The organism is Streptomyces sp. NPDC001502, from assembly GCF_042894785.1.
Lineage (GTDB): Bacteria > Actinomycetota > Actinomycetes > Streptomycetales > Streptomycetaceae > Streptomyces > Streptomyces kutzneri.
The window spans coordinates 349,817-365,823 of record NZ_JBIAVW010000002.1 but is presented as its reverse complement, the minus strand read 5'-3'; the positions used below and the strand labels follow the sequence as shown (position 1 = coordinate 365,823).

Sequence of the window (16,007 nt, the reverse complement as noted above, 5' to 3'; positions counted from 1 at the left end):
TCACGGCCTCATCCGGAGTGTGGTGCCGCTTGGCCGTGCCCGGAGGGTCACGCTCGTCTCCCGCAACAGCCCTGCAGGGAGCTGACGTTCCATCAATAGGTCATGTCAGGGAGGCCCCCGAGGTCGGCCGGCTCTGCCTTGCCCGTCGGGCCGAATCGACGCCAACCCGTCTCGCCTGTGGTCCTCAGCTGCGGCGACGTGAACACGCCGGAGTGCCGGCCGCACTTCCATTCCACCTGGAGGCGCCACGTGATGTCCCACGACCGGGTCCGCGCCACCATCGTGAACAGCCCCTTCTCGCCGCGCGGTAGCGTTTGAGGCGACCGGACGCCGGGAGCGGAGCCGTCGGCGCTCCGGACGACCGGCGGCTCCTCGTCGAGGTCGACGTCCACGTGCACATCAAGCGGGCCCGGCCGGCAGAGCATCGAGTCAGCGATCGTCATCGCATTCCGGGCCTCTACCACCGTCCGCAGCGCCACGATCACGACCTCGCCGTGCTGCGGCGCCTCGACGACCACTTCCACGGCGTGCGTGCGGGCCGGAATGACGTCAGGTGTCGGCCCCGTCCGGCTGCCGGGGGCGTTCATCAACGCGGATGCGAACACCGACGTCATCCGGCATGTGACCGGCGACGTGCCGGACGCCGTCCACTCTGCGACGGGCAGGCGTATCGGCCCACCGAAGGTGTGGACGTCTCCGACGGCAGCGATCACGTCTCGATCACCCAGTCCACCGCTCTTCATCCCGCGCTGGGTCTGCACCACCAGGGGCATACGCCCATCGGCCTTCTGATACTCCGGCGATCCCGGGGCAGCCAGTTCCAGGACCAGGCAACTCAACTCATGGGCCCGGTCGTACTCGGCCGACCGGCGCGAGTCTGCGTACCGGGCCCAGTGACAGCCCGCCAGGTCATTCATCAGCCCTGGCCGGGAGGGATGCGAGGCGGGAATCCGCTCCAGGCACCATGCGCCGAAGTCGATGGCCTCGTCGAAGTGGCGCATGTCCTGGTCTCGGCTGTACTCCCAGTGGAGGACCCGGGTGATCGTCCCTGCCGCAGCGCCCAGCCGCTCGTCCGCACCGCCCTCCTGCTCCTCAAGGGCACGAAGCTGACCGAGCCGCACGAGTGCTTCGCGCCGCAGGCTGTCGTCCGGGGCCTCGTAGTGGACTTGGAGCAGGCCCAGGGCGAGGTCGGCCAGGTCGCCGACGGAAGCGGCGCCGATCTGGTCGGCGAGCCTTCGCCGGCAAATGATCGCTTTGCGGACAAGGTCTGGATTCCTCTGCCGCGAACCGAGAAGGTGCCAGCCCTCCGCCGCAACCCGCAGCACGAACGCCGCTGCCGGACCTTCGTCGTACCAGAGGGCGGCCTGCTCAGCGGCCTCCGCCATGGCGAGGACATCCGGGTCGGCCTGGGTGATCTGCGACTTCCAGCTCAAGGCGACCAGCAGTTCCCGAAGGACGATGGCCTGGTCGCCCAGGCGGGCAAGAAGCTGCCGGTTCAGGGCGATGAACCAGTCTGCGTCTTCGAGCACGGCGGGATCCAGGACGCCGCGCACCGTCCGGAGGACCAGCTCTACGCGTTCCCGCAACGCCCCGGCTCCAGGAGTGGACCTGGACCGAAGGAACGCTTCGATGATCAGACAATAGGCGTCGGCCAGTGCCTCGCGGCCACCGAGCCTCTCATGGATGGCGAGATCGAAAGAGGCAATCTCGGACAAGCACGCGGGGACCGCCGAGGGGTCTTCCCGGGCAGCGAGGTCGAGTGCCAGGCGCAGGCAGCGATCCGCCGTGTCGCCGTCGACCTCCGCACCCTCCCGCCGGTACCGCTCAGCGGCCTGGATCCCCGCGTGGAGAAGCTCCGTGAGATCCGGCCCCTTCTCCCCTTCCCGCTCGGTGGCCAACGGAGTCACGCTCCCCTGGGAAGGCCGGCGGTCCGGAAGGGCTCACTGTCAACGCCGGCCGCGCCTATGACCATCTCGCCAGCGCTTCCGTCCGGCCCGATCCAGTGCAACGTGAGGCGCCATCGCACCTCATGCCCGGCAGTATGGGCGCGGATGGCCAGCACCTCGGGCTCGGTTGATGTGATCTTGAACGGGAAGTTCCAGGGTCCACCCGGTTTGAGCCTCGGCCGCCTCTTGTCCAGCCACAGGTCGAACGGGCGCACGTCGATCACGCCCTGACGCGGCATCCGCGCCGCACCGGGGACGAGCACCTGGCGGGACACTATCTCCGGGATCGTGCTTGACAACACCACCGCCCCGGTCGACGAGGTCTGCAAAGTGACCTGCACGACGTGGCCGCTCTCCGGAACCAGATCGGTTGTCCCCCGCTCAGGGTCGGGGATCACGATGTAGTCGGTCGCCACCGTCTCGACGGACGCGGTCAGCAGCGCAGGCGCGCCCCCCACGCGATCCGCGGCCTTCAGCAGCAGATTCGTCGCAAGCGTGGTCCCGGCGGCCACGACCACGCCACCCGCCCACACCGCGACGCTGCTCGTCGTCAGCACCGCTGTAGCGAGTACCGCCAAGCCGGCACCGATGCCCCCTGCGCGAACCAGATTCCGGCGCCGCATCGTCGGTAACCCCAACGCCGCCTCCCCTCAACGTATATGACGCATCATTACATCAGCCGCCGTAACGGGCCACTGCATGACAGGCCTTGCTTCGGGGACACGCGTCCGATCAGAGTCGGTACCCACGGAAACACCGGAGAACAAGGGCCGGTCGTGGTCGGGGCCCGGCCGACGGCGTCCGCGTCGGTCAGCTGGTGCGGAGACTGCCGGTGTACACGTCCGTACGGTTCTGTGGTGCGCCGGAGTTGGTCTCGGTGAGTACCGCCCGCACTCCCTTGCCGTCCGCCACCAGGCCCTGGTAGTCGCCGAGGAAGTAGCCCCCGGCGAACGGCGCCTGCAGCCAGTCGAAGATCCGCGAGATGCGTCGCTCGGTCGCGTGCCTCGGGTCCCCGTGCGGCAGGGTGGCCAGCTGGTAGGCGGTGGGCAGGGTGGTGGTGTCGCCCGGCTTGAGGAAGCGCAGGTCGTAGTAGGTGAGTGCGACCGTGCCCCGCTCGTCGACCGCGATCGACGGGGAGAAGGCCGGCACGTCCTTCGGGCTGATCAGCTCCGGGGCTTCCCAGGTGCGTCCGCCGTCGGTGGAGCGCACCAGCTGGACGGAGTCGAACCTGCCGCCGGAGAAGTCCGAGCCCTCGTACGCCATGTAGAGCGTGCCCGTCTTCGGGTCGACGGCCGGGCTGGGCAGGGTGGACGCGGCGCGCAGCAGCTTGGTGGGGTCGTTCGGGTCGACCTCCGGTACGGAGGTGTCCTTGGCCACGGTGACCGGGGCGCTCCAGGTCTCTCCGGCGTCGGTCGAGGTGACCACCTCGTAGCGGGCCTCGACGACGGTGCTCAGGTCCTCGGAGTGGGTGATCCGGTCGAAGAAGTCGTACAGGATACCGGTGTGCCGGTCGACGACGATCAGATGGCCGATGGTCTGGGTGTTGGGCACGGTGCTGGTGTCGACGAAGGGCCGGGCCTTGCTCCAGGTGCGGCCGCCGTCGCGGGTGAGGGAGATGTAGCCGGGACCGTCGAGGGAGCTGGGGCCGGGCGGGTCGTTGTCGAGGCGGTTCCAGACCTGGTAGGCGGTGCCCTTGCGGATCGGGTCGGCGGTGAGCGAGGGCTTGTCGTTGAAGAACGGCTGCTCGTCGACGTGCGTGGTGGTGACGTTGCGCCAGGTGCGGCCGCCGTCGCGGGACGTGGCGGCCAGGAGGCCGGTGCGCGTGCTCTTGATGAAGTCGACGCCCTCGCCGCTCGCGTAGACGGTGCCGTCCGGTCCGGTGCTCACCCAGGGGTCGGTGGCCCGTTCGAAGTCCGCGCCGTCCGGGGCGCAGAGGCTGAACGGCAGCGTGCTCCGGTGGAAGGTGTGGCCGTCCGTGGTCCAGCTTGCCGCCAGGCCACGGGCGCCGCCGTCACTCCAGCGGTCCTGCTGGAACACGGTGACCACGCGCCTCGAGTCGCGCGGATCGACGGACAGGTACGGCTCGACCTCGGTGCCCGGATAGACCACGCTGTCGGGAGAGATCGCGCCGATGGTGCAGTCCGCGTACGGGTCGCCGTGGGACACCTTGACCAGTGGTGTGCCGTCGGGGTTCCGGTCTGCTGCGGCGGGAGTCGCGCCGGTGACCGTGACGAGCAGGAGCGCGGCGGTGGTGACGGCGGTGAGGGGCAGGAAGACGCGCATGCGGGATCTCCTCCGGGCCTGTCGGTGGGGCACGGGACCGCCGTCATCGGGGCGGCCTGAGGCGCGGAGGCGTACCGGAACGCGAGGGTGGGCGACTCCGCTTGGTCCTTTTCGGCGTTGCGGCCGGTGCCCTTGATGGGCCGAACGATGGAGTCGTCCCCGGGACCGTCGAGGAGCACGGCGGAGCCGACCGGCGGGTGCACCGTGCCGGTCGGTCGGCTCCTTGGTCGTGCTGTTACGGCGCCGTCTCGCAGGTCGCCGGAGAGGGCCGTGGGCCGCATGCCGGTTGGCGATGCCGGCGGGGTCGCCCCCTCGCCCAGGTCGGACGGGAAGTGCTCAAGCTGGTTTTCGCCGCGCCGACCGTCGATGCGCATGTCGGCCCGCAGCCGGTCGAGGGCTTCGGGATGTGCCGCCAGCTCGGTGTACCCGACTTCGCCTGCGAAGGCGGCAGAGCCGCCTGTCCGGGAGCAGGTCCCTGAGCAGGCGCGGTGTCGGACTCCTCCTGGGCCTGTCCGACGGGTCGCGTCACCGACCCCGCACCCACAGCACTGCCACCCGCGTGGCCCAACATGACGTGCCACCCACATGGGTGAGAAGCTGAATAGTGCCCCGACGGACGCAATCCGTGAAAGGGGAACCACATGCGCATTCGACGCATCTTCGCCGCCGTGATCGCTACGGCAGCCCTCGCCGGACTCGGCCTCACAGGCGCCGCCACCGCCGCCACCGCCACCACACAGGGTGCCCCATCCGCCGTCACCCCTTCCGAGTGCAAGCAGGGTGGCGGAACGCCCGCGATCAATGAGGACGGCAACTACTGCAAGGGCGGTACGCAGAACGGGGAGCAGATCGACTGAACCCTGCAAGGCGCCACGCAGCCACGCGCCGCGGGGCGCTCCCGCGCGAGCGCGAGGTGTGCTCGGCGTTGTCGATGGGACCTGGCACAGGCTGCCCCTGGGGGTCGAACTCTTCGGCGTCCTTGGGCAGCCTGAAGTCGTCGGCCCTTGGCTTTGTAGGCGGCGGACACGGCTGAACGGGACAACGTAGGCCGCGATGTTCGTACCACGCAGATGGCGGATGTGGCGGCTGCTGACGCGGCGCAGCCTAGCGGCGGACGCGCGGCATGCCGAGGCCGATCCAGGAGATGATCTCGCGCTGGATCTCGTTGTTGCCCCCGCCAAAGGTGAAGATCACGGCGCTGCGGTAGCCGCGTTCGAGCTCGCCGTGCAGGACCGCGCCCGCCGAGCCGTCCTTGAGGGAGCCTGCCGCGCCGACGACCTCCATCAGCCAGGCGTACGCGTCCCGGCGGGCCTCCGAGCCGTACACCTTGACCGCGGAGGCGTCCTGCGGGGTGAGGGTGCCGGCCTCGACCGCGCCCACCATCTGCCAGTTGAGCAGCTTCATCGCGTCGAGCCGGGCGTGGGTACGGGCGAGGCGGCCGCGGACCCAGGAGAGGTCGATGACCCGGCGGCCGTCGGCGAGTTTCGTCGCGGCGGCCCAGCGCTGGACGTCGTGGAGGGCCCGGATGGCCATCGTGCCGTGTGCGGCGAGGGTGACGCGTTCGTGGTTGAGCTGGTTGGTGATCAGGCGCCAGCCCTTGTTCTCCTGGCCGACGCGGCGGCTCGCCGGGACGCGGATGTTCTCGTAGTAGCTGGCGGTGGTGTCGTGCGAGGCGAGGGTGTTGATGAGGGTGCACGAGTAGCCGGGGTCCGAGGTCGGGACCAGGAGCATGGTGATGCCCTTGTGGGCGGGGGCGTCCGGGTCGGTGCGTACGGCGAGCCAGACCCAGTCGGCGGTGTCTCCGTTGGTGGTCCAGATCTTCTGTCCGTCGACGACGTAGGTGCCGGTCTCCTCGTCGCCCTCGCGCACGGCCTTGCACTTGAGCGCGGCGAGGTCGGTGCCGGCGTCGGGCTCGCTGTAGCCGATCGCGAAGTCGATCTCCCCGGCGAGGATCTTCGGCAGGAAGTACGCCTTCTGCTCGTCGGTGCCGAACTGCATGATGGTCGGCCCGACCGTGTTGAGCGCCATCAGGGGCAGCGGTACGACGGCCTGCGCGGCCTCGTCGAAGAAGATGAACTGGTCCATCGGGGTCATCCCGCGGCCGCCGTACTCCTTGGGCCAGCCGACCCCGAGCCAGCCGTCGGCGCCGAGCCGGCGGATGGTGTCCCGGTAGAAGCGCTTCTGGGAGGCCGGGTCCTCGTAGCGGGCGTAGACGTCCTGCGGCACGAGCTCGGCGAAGTAGGCGCGCAGCTCGGTGCGCAACTGCTGCTGCTCAGGCGTGTATTCGAGGTGCACGGCCCCTCCGGGGTCTCGCGGTCCAGCCGGTCGCTGTGGTGGTGGCGGCGGTCAGAGTAGAACCTGTTACAAGAATTCGGAAGGACCCGGGTACCGGCCGATCAGAACCGGCGTCGATAATCGCGACCATGACGAGCCCACGCAGCAGAGCGGAATTCTTCGTCGAGCCCGAGCGGGACGGCCGCTTCAGCGGCCCCGCGACCGGTGACGAGCGGCGGATGCTGGTCGCCTTCCTGGCGGACCACCGCGCCACCTTGGAACTCAAGTGCGCTGGTCTCGGGACGGAGTTGGCGCGCCGCTCGGTGGAACCGTCCACGCTCTCCCTGCTCGGCCTGGTCCGGCACCTGGCCGATGTGGAGCGCCGCTGGTTCCGGCAGGTCCTGGCGGGCCGGGACGCGCCGCCCCTGTTCTCCTCGGCGGAGGATCCCGACGGGGACTTCGACGGAGTCCTCTCCGATCCCGCGGCGGTCGAAGCGGCCTGGGCGGCGTGGCGCGCCGAAGTGGCCTTCGCCGAAGGCTTCGTGGCCGAGGCACCCGATCTGGACGTCGAGGCCGTGGACGCGTGGCGCGGGAAGGTGTCGCTGCGCTGGGTGCTGATCCACATGATCGAGGAGTACGCGCGGCACAACGGGCACGCCGACCTCCTGCGCGAGCGGATCGACGGGGCCATAGGCATCTGAGAGCGCCCGGCCGTCGCCTGCCTCGCCCCCAACTCGCCTGAAACACAGACGCAGTTCGGCCGCCTGCCGCACAATGGACGGATATGGACATCGACGCATGGCGCCGCGAGGACCCCGAGTTCACGCGGGCGGTGACGCAGATCCACGAGCCGGGCGCCCTCCCCACCGACCCCGGGATCCCGGCCCGGCACGCGTACTGGGAGCTGCTTCCGGGGGACGTACGGGCCCGGCTGCTGGAGAAGGCCGGCCGGTGCCTGACCTGGTGGGCCGGGCCGGATGCCGACGGGCGCCCCGCCGCGCTGGTGGTGGGGGACCGCGGGCTGTGCCGGGTCGGCCAGGTGCTGCGGGACGGGGTGGCGGAGTTCCGCGGGCAGCGCGCCCGGGTGGAACCGGGCTCGCTGCACAGCCGGTCCTTCGACGGGCGGCCCGCGGCGGACGGGCGGGCCACCGCCCCGGGCCTGCCGGGGGCTCCGGTGCTGCGCCTGGAACTGGTCCCGGAGGCCCAGGGGGTGCTGGGCCATTTCCCGCTCCCCGTACAGGACTTCCTGCAGCGCCCCTTCCTCACCGGGGAGGCCCCTGTCACCGCCGACTGGTACTACGACGAGACCGTCGAGCCTGAGCGGACCACCTGGTTCGTCGCCCTCGTCCTGTCCACCGAGCGCGCCCTGACGCTCGCCGAGGGCACCCGGACCCTGGACCGGGGCGCCCGCCCGGACCAGGCCCGGTGGCACGGGATCCAGTACCACCAGGCCCGCCTCGCACCGCGCTGACGCCCGTCCCCGCCAGGCCCGGCCGGATCAGCACCTTGATGTGCTCCTCCGGCCGGTGCGGGGAGGCGAAGGCCCCGTACAGGCCGCCGAACCCGGCCTCGCCGGTGACCGGGGCGGCCGGGTCGATCCGCCCGTCGGCGAGCCGCGCCAGGGTGGCGCCGAACTGCTCGGCCGAGGGGTCGACCACCGCGTGCGCGCCCGGCCGGGCCGCCGCCGCGCGCCGCGGCGCCGAGGGGGGGGCGAGGCGAGCGCCAGGTCCAGGGTGTGGGCGACCGCGCTGAGGTACGGCGCGGCACGTCTGCCGTACGACGAAACACCGTGCGCGGCGCACCTTCACCGGCGCCGCGGGCATCCTCCCACCCAGTGGGATGTCCGCCGCCCTGGCCGCCGCCCGATGTCAGGTGAAGAAGTACAGGACGTCGAAGTGGACGAGGTCGCGGGCCGTGTCGAAGAGGTACCGGCCCGAGGGGATCCCGTCCGAAGCCTGGCTGCCGCCGCCCTGGCCGTTCGCGTACGCGTCGAACCCGGGGCTGTGCTGCCAGGCCGCGGCGGCGGGCAGGTGCTGCTTCAGCGCGGCGGGCAGGTCGGACGGCGCGCCGGTGGCCGCGAAGGTGTGGTCGGGCTTGCCGGTGATCGCGGCCGCGCCGCCGGCCGGCAGGTGGGCGACACCGACCACACGGATCCGGGAGTCGGGGCCCGGGATGCTCCGGTCGTCACCCGCGTCGTCGATGTCGTAGCCCAGCCAGTGCGCGTCGGTCAGCTCGCCCAGGAACGGCCCGAGCCGCCGGTTCAGCGGCTCCAGGTCGGTACGGACCTCGGGCCGGCGCGGCGGCTCCGGCCACAGGAGGTAGGTCATGCCCGCGCCCACCGTCAGCAGCGGGAGGCCGGCGATCAGCAGGAACCGGCGGCGATTCGTACGTCCCCGCTGTATGTCCATGATCGCCGCCCCCGCCGCCCGTCAGTTCAGGGCGCCGATCATAGCCGTCGCCGTCGCCGTCATCGCCGTACGGGCCGCCGTCAGGTACGGCCGGGGGTCCGCCGGGGTCAGGTGGGTACGGATGGCCTCGGTCATCGCCACGTTGAGGGCGGTGCCGATGTTGACCTTGCGGATGCCGCCCGCGACGGCCGCCGCGAGCTCGGCGTCCGGCAGCCCCGAGGAGCCGTGCAGGACGAGCGGTACGTCCACGGTCTTGGCCAGCCGGGCCAGCAGCACATGGTCCAGGGCCGCCGTCCGGCTGGTCATCGCATGGCTGCTGCCGATGGCGACGGCGAGGGCGTCGACCCCGGAGTCTGCGACGAACCGCCGGGCCTCGTCGGGGTCGGTACGGGCACCGGGCGCGTGCGGGTCGAGCGGCGCGGCGCCGTTCTTGCCGCCGACCTCGCCCAGCTCGGCCTCGATCCACAGCCCGTTGGCGTGTGCCCAGTCGGCCGCGGACCGGGTGGCCTCCAGGTTCTCGGCGTACGGGAGTTGCGCGGCGTCGTACATCACCGAGCTGTATCCGGCGTCGCAGGCCTGCCGGAGCAGCTCGGGGCTCTTGACGTGGTCGAGGTGCAGGCCGACGGGGACCCCGGCGGCCTCCGCGCACGCGCCTGCGGCCCGGGAGATGGGCAGCAGCTGCCCGCCGCGGAACTTCACGGCGTTCTCGCTCAGTTGGAGGATGACGGGCAGGCCGGCCGCCTCGGCCCCGGCCACGACGGCTTCGGCGTGCTCCAGGGTGATGATGTTGAAGGCGGCCACGGCCCGGCCCGCCGCAGCCGCCTCCAGGACCAGGTCTCCGGCCCGGACCAGGCTCATCGGACCGCCTCCTCGCCCGCGGTGAGGATCACCGAGCGCGTGAGGTTGCGCGGCGCGTCCGGATCCAGCTGCCGGTGGGCGGCGACGGCGAGGGCGAGGCGGTGTACGCGGACCAGTTCGGCGAGCGGGTCGAGCCGGCCGGGCACCCACTGGGAGCCGGTGGCGCGTACCTGTTCGGCGAGCCCGTCGGGGGCCTCGTCGAGCGACCAGGTGACGGTGCCTGGCCCGGAGACGCTGATGGGCCCGTGCCGGTACTCCATCGCCGGGTAGGACTCGGCCCAGGACAGCGAGGCCTCGCGCATCTTGAGTGCGGCCTCGTGGGCGAGTCCGACGCTCCAGCCCCGGCCGAGGAAGGTGAACTGGTCCCGGCCTGCGATGTCGGCGGGCAGCGGCTCGACGAGGGCGGTGCGGGCGTCGGCGGCCACGGAGGGGGTGTGCCGCCCGACGTGGGCGCGCAGCAGGGTGAGGGCGGTCGTCGCGAACCGGGTCTGCACGACGGACTGTTCGTCGGCGAAGTCGAGGACGACCAGCTCGTCCGCGGCGGTCATCACCGGGGTGGCCGGATCGCCGACGACCGCGGTCGTGGGCACGCCCGCGTCCCGCAGCCCGGCCAGCAGGTCCAGTACCTCGGTGGTGGTGCCGGACCGGGTCAGGGCGACGACCCGGTCGTAGCGGCGGTGGCGCGGGAACTCGGAGGCGGGGAAGGCGTCGGTCTCGCCCTGTCCGGACTCCTCGCGCAGCACGGCGGCCGCCTGGGCCATGTAGTACGAGGTCCCGCACCCGACGATCGCGGTACGCTCCCCCGGCTGCGGGAGCACCGCCCGCCGGGCCGGGGCCAGTTCTGCGGCCCGCTCCCAGCATGCGGGCTGCGTGCCCAACTCGTACGCGACGTGACTCATACAGGCTCCCTCGTGCGGCAGGCGGGTCTGAATGCGTGGGGTGTCTTGCGTTTTCCTGCAAGGTAGCCCGCACTTTCGCGCAACTTCAAGCAACCACGGGGTGATCTGCTGAGTTAGTGTCGCCGGGTGGCCCGACTGCGGCCATGGGGCGAGCACGGGACGAGCACGGGAGGGGGCGGCCGATGACCCGCAAGGAGCGCTGGCAGGCACTGCTGGACCTGCTGGTGGAACGGGGCGAGCTGGAGGTGGAACCGGCGGCCGAGGCCCTCGGGGTGTCCGCCGCGACCATCCGCCGCGACCTCGACCAGCTCGCCGAGCAGCAGCTGCTGGTCCGTACGCGCGGCGGGGCGGTGCTGCACGGGGTCTCGTACGAACTCCCGCTGCGCTACCGGACGTCACGCCGCGCCGCCGAGAAGCACCGGATCAGCGAGGCGGTGGCGGCCCTGATCACCCCGGGCGAGGTGATCGGCCTGACGGGCGGCACCACGACCACGGAGGTGGCGCGGGCCCTCGCCGGGCGTCCGGACCTGGCCCAGGGCTCGCCCGCGCTCACGGTGGTGACCAATGCCCTCAACATCGCGGGCGAGCTGGTGATCCGGCCGCAGTTCAAGATCGTACTGACCGGCGGGGTGGCCCGCCCCCAGTCGTACGAGCTGACGGGCCCGCTCGCCGAGCAGGTCCTCGGGCAGCTCGCGGTGGACACGGCGGTGCTCGGCGTGGACGGCTTCGACCCGCAGGACGGCGCGGCGACCCGGCACGAGGACGAGGCCTCGATCAACCGCCTGCTGTGCGAACGCGCCCGCCGGGTGGTCGTCGCGGCCGACTCCAGCAAACTGGGCGTTCGCGCCTTCGCCCGTATCTGCGCCACCTCGTCGGTGGACGTCCTGGTGACGGACACGGGCCTGGCCCCGGCGGTGGCCCGGGCCTTCACCGCGGCGGGGGTCGACGTGGTCACGGTGTGAGCTGCGGAGGGGCGGGCGGGGCGGGTGACCGGGCCGGGCCGGGCACCACCCGCCCTGCCCGCCCCACCCGCTCTGCGCCTACAGCGACATGGTGCGGCTGGCGACGAGCTCGCCCACGGCGTAGCCCTCGACCCGCATCGACCGGGCGGCCGTGGCACCCGTCACCGTGAGGTCGGCCTGGCCGTCGGGGACGTCCACGGAGGCGCCGGGACGGCGGTCGAGGTAGACGTCGACGCGGTCGATGTTGGAGGTCGTCAGTTTGAGGCGGAGCGATCCGTCGGCGCGCGCGACGTTGGCGATGTTCAGCTCCCGTACGGGCTGGCCCGCGAGCAGTTCACCGGCTTTCGCCAGGAGGTCGGCGTTGCCTTCCAGCAGGTCCCGGCGGGTCATCCGGTGGCGCACGTCCGGTACGACGCCCAGGTCCTCCAGGGGCGTGCCGGACCGGTCACCGACCCGCAGGGACCGGCGGATCGACACGCGCATGCCCGCTCCGTTGGGGAGCGGCCGGTAGGGCGAGGCGGTCAGCGGGAAGTCCCGCAGGAAGTCGCCCTGTTCCCAGACGTTGGCACCGCCGGCCCCGGTGTTGTCGTCGGTGCCGAGCACGATCCCGATCCGGTGGTCCTGGAAGCCTGCGGCGAACATGTCGGTGGCGGAGTAGCACCGGGCGTTGGTGATGAGGACGACCGGGCCGAAGTACTGCTGGCCGATCTGGTTGGCCAGCTCCTCCGGGGTGAGGGGCAGGGCGGCGGAGAACGTGGCCCCGGTCTCGACCGCCTGCTCCATCGACGCCACCCACGGGTCCAGGTCGCCACTGCTGCGGCAGATCAGCAGGTTGAGCGGGGTGTTGATGAACTGGAACGACTCCGGGGTGATGTGGCGTGGCGTCAGTGTCTGGAGGGTGCGCTCCGACGCCAGGACCGAGCCGCCGCCGTTGTCCCGCACGTCGACGATCAGGCCGTTCTGCGGAAGGGTGGCGACGAGCCGGACGAACTCCGCGACGAAGGGGCCGGATCTTTCGACCATGAAGGTGTGGATGCGGATGTGACCGAAGGTCCCCGAGGGGGTCTCGACGGAACGGGCCGTGAACACCTCCGGCATCGTGCTCGCGACCTCCCCCGCCGCGGACCGCGGAGACTCCCCCGCGGCCACCGCCTGCTGCTGCTCGATGACGTGGGGAACGTAGAGCATGACCTTGGCCCGGCTGATCTCCTCGGACTCGTAGTCCACCCCCAGGGCCAGCGACTCTTCACCGTCGGGGCCGGCCTGCTCCCCGAAGAGGTCCACGATCTGCCAGAGCACCCGCAGTTCGCGCGGGGCGCCGTCGCTACCGACGTAGCTGACGGTCACCCACTCCTCGAACGGGGGCAGGTGGGCGGAGAGCGAACGCACCGTCAGCGACTCGATGCCCCGGCTGCGGCGCGCCGCCTCGTTGCCGCCGGCGAACCGGCCGGCGTTGAGCTCGACGGCCTGCTCGATGGGGACGCCGCTCCAGTGGGTGACCTCGGCCCCCGGCTCGAAACCGGGCGCGGAGAAGCCCTGCATCACGAGGGTGACCAGGAAGCGCGGCTCCGGTCCGTCGGTGGTCTCCTCGACCAGGAAGGGCAGGAAGGCGATCTTCTTCGCGAACGGCTCGGGCAGCTGGTAGTTGGTGTGCAGGTCCCGCACCGAGTTGAACACCTTCGACATCTCCGAGTGGAAGATCCACTCGGGCGGCATGGTGGCCGGCGTCTGCTGCTCCAGCCGGCGGCGGATCAGGCGCAGCCGCTGTACGGGGTTGACCGCGTGCATCGCGATCTTCAGCGGCAGATGTACGTAGTTCTGCTCCAGCAGCACCAGCGCCTGGTCGACGAGGAGCTTGCGCTGCTCCAGGGTGAGGGTGCCCGCACCTTTCAGGAAGGTGGCGAGCTGGGTGGCGGCTGCCAGGTGCTCGCGGACCACTTCTGCCGTGTGCTTGAGGTAGTCGGGAGCGGTGTCGGGGGTGTCCGGGGTGTCGGCGGTGTCGGCGGTGGCGCGGCCCATGATGCCTCCGTGGTCGGGGTGGGGCTCCTACGGCTCGGGGCACAGTCTTCGACCGCGGGGGCCGCCCTTCACAGAGCGCGCGCCGGACTTCACCCGTACAGGCGCGTGACGAAACCATTCACCCTGCCGCCGGCTCCTTCAGTGGGCCGGGAGCCGCTCCGACTCGCGGACCAGGGCGGCCAGGACGGGGGCGATCAGCGGGTGGGTCTCGGCCCCGCGGCGGGTGGCGGCGAAGACCCGGCGGGTGGCGGCCGGCCCGGTGACCGGGCGGACCTGGACCTCCTTGAGGTCCATGCCGCGCAGGGCCGAGCGCGGTACGAGGGCCACTCCGGCCCCCGCGCCCACCAGCGCCGTCACGGCGCGGAAGTCGTCCGAGGAGTGCACGAGCCGGGGCTGGAAGCCGGCCAGTTCGCAGGCGAGCAGCGTCACGTCGTGGCACGGGTTGCCGGGGTACTGGCCCACCCAGTCCGAGTCAGCGAGGTCGGCCAGCGACACCGCGGGCAGGTCGGCCAGCGGATGCCCCGAGGGCAGGACCGCGTCGAAGGGTTCCGCGTACAGCGGGAGGACGGACAGCCGCGCGTCGTCGGCACCCGGGCCGCCCCGGTACTCGACGGCCAGCGCGAGGTCCGCCGCGCCGTCCAGCAGCAGCGGCAGGCTCTGGTCGCCCTCCGCGTCGCGGACGCGCAGCCGGATGCCCGGCCGTTCCAGCGCGAGCCGGGCGATGGCCGGTGCCAGTACTTCGGCGATGCCCGTGGCGAAGGCGGCGACGGTGACCTCGCCCGCCGCACCGCCCGCGTACGCCGCGAGTTCCGCCTCGGCCCGCTCCAGCTGCGCGAGCACCTCGTGTGCGTGGCCGAGCAGGATCTCACCGGCCGCCGTGAGCCGTACGCCCCGACCGCTGCGGGTGAGCAGCGCGTGGCCCGTCTCCTGCTCCAGCGCAGCGAGCTGCTGGGAGACGGCGGAGGGGGTGAGGTACAGGGCTGCGGCCGCGGCGGTCACCGTACGGTGATCCGCCACGGCCCGCAGGATGCGCAGCCGGCGGGGGTCGATCACCCCACCATTGTCTCAGGGTGCACAGCCCCCTCAGACCCCTCGTGCCCCTCAGACCCCAGCGGTGCCGAGGGCGTCTCGGGCGTCGATGAAGGCGGCCACCGCGCGCTCGACGTCGGCCGTCGAGTGGGCCGCGGAGAGCTGGACGCGGATGCGCGCCGCGCCCATCGGCACCACCGGGTAGGAGAAGCCGATCACGTACACGCCGCGCTCCAGGAGCAGCTCCGCCATCCTGGCCGCCTCGGCCGCGTCACCGATCATGACGGGGGCGATGGCGTGGTCGCCGGGCAGGACCTCGAAGCCGGCCTCGGTCATCTTCGTACGGAAGAGCGCGGTGTTGGCGGCGAGGTGTTCGCGCAGGTCACCGGCCGACTCCAGCAGGTCGAGGACCTTGAGCGAGGCTGCCGCGATGACCGGGGCGAGGGAGTTGGAGAAGAGGTACGGGCGCGAGCGCTGGCGCAGCAGCTCCACGATCTCGGCGCGGGCCGCGACGTAGCCGCCGGAAGCGCCGCCGAGGGCCTTGCCGAGGGTGCCGGTGATGATGTCGACGCGGTCCATGACGCCGTGCAGCTCGGGGGTGCCGCGGCCGCCGGGGCCGACGAAGCCGACGGCGTGCGAGTCGTCGACCATGACCATGGCGTCGTAGCGGTCGGCCAGGTCGCAGATCTCCGCGAGCGGGGCGACGTAACCGTCCATGGAGAAGACTCCGTCGGTGACGATCAGCTTGCGGCGGGCGCCGCCCTCGGTGGCTTCCTTCAGGCGGGCTTCGAGCTCGGCCAGGTCGCGGTTGGCGTAGCGGAAGCGGCGGGCCTTGGAGAGGCGGATGCCGTCGATGATCGAGGCGTGGTTGAGGGCGTCGGAGATGACCGCGTCCTCGGCGCCGAGCAGGGTCTCGAAGACGCCGCCGTTGGCGTCGAAGCAGGAGGAGTAGAGGATCGTGTCCTCCTGGCCGAGGAAGGCCGAGAGCCGCGCCTCCAGCTCCTTGTGCACCTCCTGGGTGCCGCAGATGAAGCGGACGGAGGCCATTCCGTAGCCCCAGCGGTCCAGCGCGTCCTTCGCGGCGGCCACGACCTCGGGGTGGTCGGCCAGCCCCAGGTAGTTGTTGGCGCAGAAGTTGAGCACCTCGCCGGCGGCACCGCCCGAGGTGACGGCGACGGCCGCGTTCTGCGGGGTGCCGATGACGCGCTCGGGCTTGTGCAGGCCGGCGGCGCGGATCTCGTCGAGAGTGGAGCGCAGGTCCTCGCGGACGGTCTCGAACATGGTGCGGTTCTCCTTGTGCGGCGGAGGGCGACGAGGGAGGGGCCGGGC

At 71.8% G+C, this 16,007-nt stretch carries 14 protein-coding genes; 4 read left to right on the top strand and 10 right to left on the bottom strand.

Going from position 1 to position 16,007, the window contains the following annotated elements; translation table 11 throughout:
* Positions 1 to 92 precede the first annotated feature (92 nt).
* From ACFY0D_RS04065 to ACFY0D_RS04055, 3 genes are all read right to left on the bottom strand, one after another.
* Positions 93 to 1,898: a hypothetical protein gene (locus ACFY0D_RS04065; protein ID WP_390796830.1), complete on the bottom strand. Its 1,806-nt coding sequence runs from the start codon at positions 1,896 to 1,898 to the stop codon at positions 93 to 95.
* A 5-nt stretch (positions 1,899 to 1,903) separates the two neighbouring features.
* The gene (locus tag ACFY0D_RS04060; RefSeq protein ID WP_390796829.1) at positions 1,904 to 2,503 is read right to left on the bottom strand and encodes a hypothetical protein; all 600 of its coding nucleotides are present in this window, start codon (positions 2,501 to 2,503) and stop codon (positions 1,904 to 1,906) included.
* 253 nt (positions 2,504 to 2,756) lie between these two features.
* Positions 2,757 to 4,229 carry a sialidase family protein gene (locus tag ACFY0D_RS04055; protein WP_390796828.1) on the bottom strand — a complete coding sequence of 491 codons (1,473 nt, stop codon included), beginning with the start codon at positions 4,227 to 4,229 and terminating at the stop codon, positions 2,757 to 2,759.
* Positions 4,230 to 4,870: 641 nt separating this feature from the next.
* Between ACFY0D_RS04055 and ACFY0D_RS04050 the strand changes: the two genes are divergently transcribed.
* Positions 4,871 to 5,086: a hypothetical protein gene (locus ACFY0D_RS04050; RefSeq protein WP_390796827.1), complete on the top strand. Its 216-nt coding sequence runs from the start codon at positions 4,871 to 4,873 to the stop codon at positions 5,084 to 5,086.
* A gap of 247 nt (positions 5,087 to 5,333) precedes the next feature.
* On the opposite strand, the gene ACFY0D_RS04045 is transcribed toward ACFY0D_RS04050, so the two are convergent.
* Positions 5,334 to 6,524 (bottom strand): acyl-CoA dehydrogenase family protein, encoded by a 1,191-nt coding sequence (locus ACFY0D_RS04045; RefSeq protein ID WP_390796826.1) that lies wholly within the window; start codon positions 6,522 to 6,524, stop codon positions 5,334 to 5,336.
* Between the two features lie 128 nt (positions 6,525 to 6,652).
* Here ACFY0D_RS04045 and ACFY0D_RS04040 point away from each other — a divergent pair, with 128 nt between their 5' ends.
* Entirely contained in the window at positions 6,653 to 7,204 is a 552-nt protein-coding gene (locus ACFY0D_RS04040; RefSeq protein WP_390796825.1) for a DinB family protein, read from the top strand.
* An 83-nt stretch (positions 7,205 to 7,287) separates the two neighbouring features.
* Positions 7,288 to 7,974, top strand: coding sequence for a hypothetical protein (locus ACFY0D_RS04035; RefSeq protein WP_390796824.1), 687 nt, complete (start codon positions 7,288 to 7,290; stop codon positions 7,972 to 7,974).
* Positions 7,975 to 8,371: 397 nt separating this feature from the next.
* On the opposite strand, the gene ACFY0D_RS04030 is transcribed toward ACFY0D_RS04035, so the two are convergent.
* The 3 genes from ACFY0D_RS04030 to ACFY0D_RS04020 are packed head-to-tail and all read right to left on the bottom strand — an operon-like array spanning position 8,372 to position 10,668.
* Entirely contained in the window at positions 8,372 to 8,911 is a 540-nt protein-coding gene (locus tag ACFY0D_RS04030) for a hypothetical protein (RefSeq protein ID WP_390796823.1), read from the bottom strand.
* Positions 8,912 to 8,932: 21 nt separating this feature from the next.
* Positions 8,933 to 9,769 (bottom strand): class II fructose-bisphosphate aldolase, encoded by an 837-nt coding sequence (locus ACFY0D_RS04025; protein WP_390796822.1) that lies wholly within the window; start codon positions 9,767 to 9,769, stop codon positions 8,933 to 8,935.
* Complete coding sequence (locus tag ACFY0D_RS04020) at positions 9,766 to 10,668, bottom strand: SIS domain-containing protein (protein WP_390796821.1); 903 nt, start codon at positions 10,666 to 10,668, stop codon at positions 9,766 to 9,768. Before ACFY0D_RS04020 ends, ACFY0D_RS04025 begins: the two co-directional genes overlap by 4 nt.
* A 182-nt stretch (positions 10,669 to 10,850) precedes the next feature.
* Here ACFY0D_RS04020 and ACFY0D_RS04015 point away from each other — a divergent pair, with 182 nt between their 5' ends.
* Positions 10,851 to 11,630 carry a DeoR/GlpR family DNA-binding transcription regulator gene (locus ACFY0D_RS04015; protein WP_382535170.1) on the top strand — a complete coding sequence of 260 codons (780 nt, stop codon included), beginning with the start codon at positions 10,851 to 10,853 and terminating at the stop codon, positions 11,628 to 11,630.
* A 78-nt stretch (positions 11,631 to 11,708) separates the two neighbouring features.
* On the opposite strand, the gene ACFY0D_RS04010 is transcribed toward ACFY0D_RS04015, so the two are convergent.
* From ACFY0D_RS04010 to ACFY0D_RS04000, 3 genes are all read right to left on the bottom strand, one after another.
* Positions 11,709 to 13,649, bottom strand: coding sequence for a S41 family peptidase (locus ACFY0D_RS04010; RefSeq protein WP_390796820.1), 1,941 nt, complete (start codon positions 13,647 to 13,649; stop codon positions 11,709 to 11,711).
* Between the two features lie 138 nt (positions 13,650 to 13,787).
* Positions 13,788 to 14,702, bottom strand: a complete 915-nt coding sequence (locus tag ACFY0D_RS04005) for a LysR substrate-binding domain-containing protein (RefSeq protein WP_390796819.1) — start codon at positions 14,700 to 14,702, stop codon at positions 13,788 to 13,790.
* Positions 14,703 to 14,750: 48 nt separating this feature from the next.
* Positions 14,751 to 15,959: a glycine C-acetyltransferase gene (locus ACFY0D_RS04000; protein WP_390796818.1), complete on the bottom strand. Its 1,209-nt coding sequence runs from the start codon at positions 15,957 to 15,959 to the stop codon at positions 14,751 to 14,753.
* Between the last annotated feature and the right edge of the window lie 48 nt (positions 15,960 to 16,007).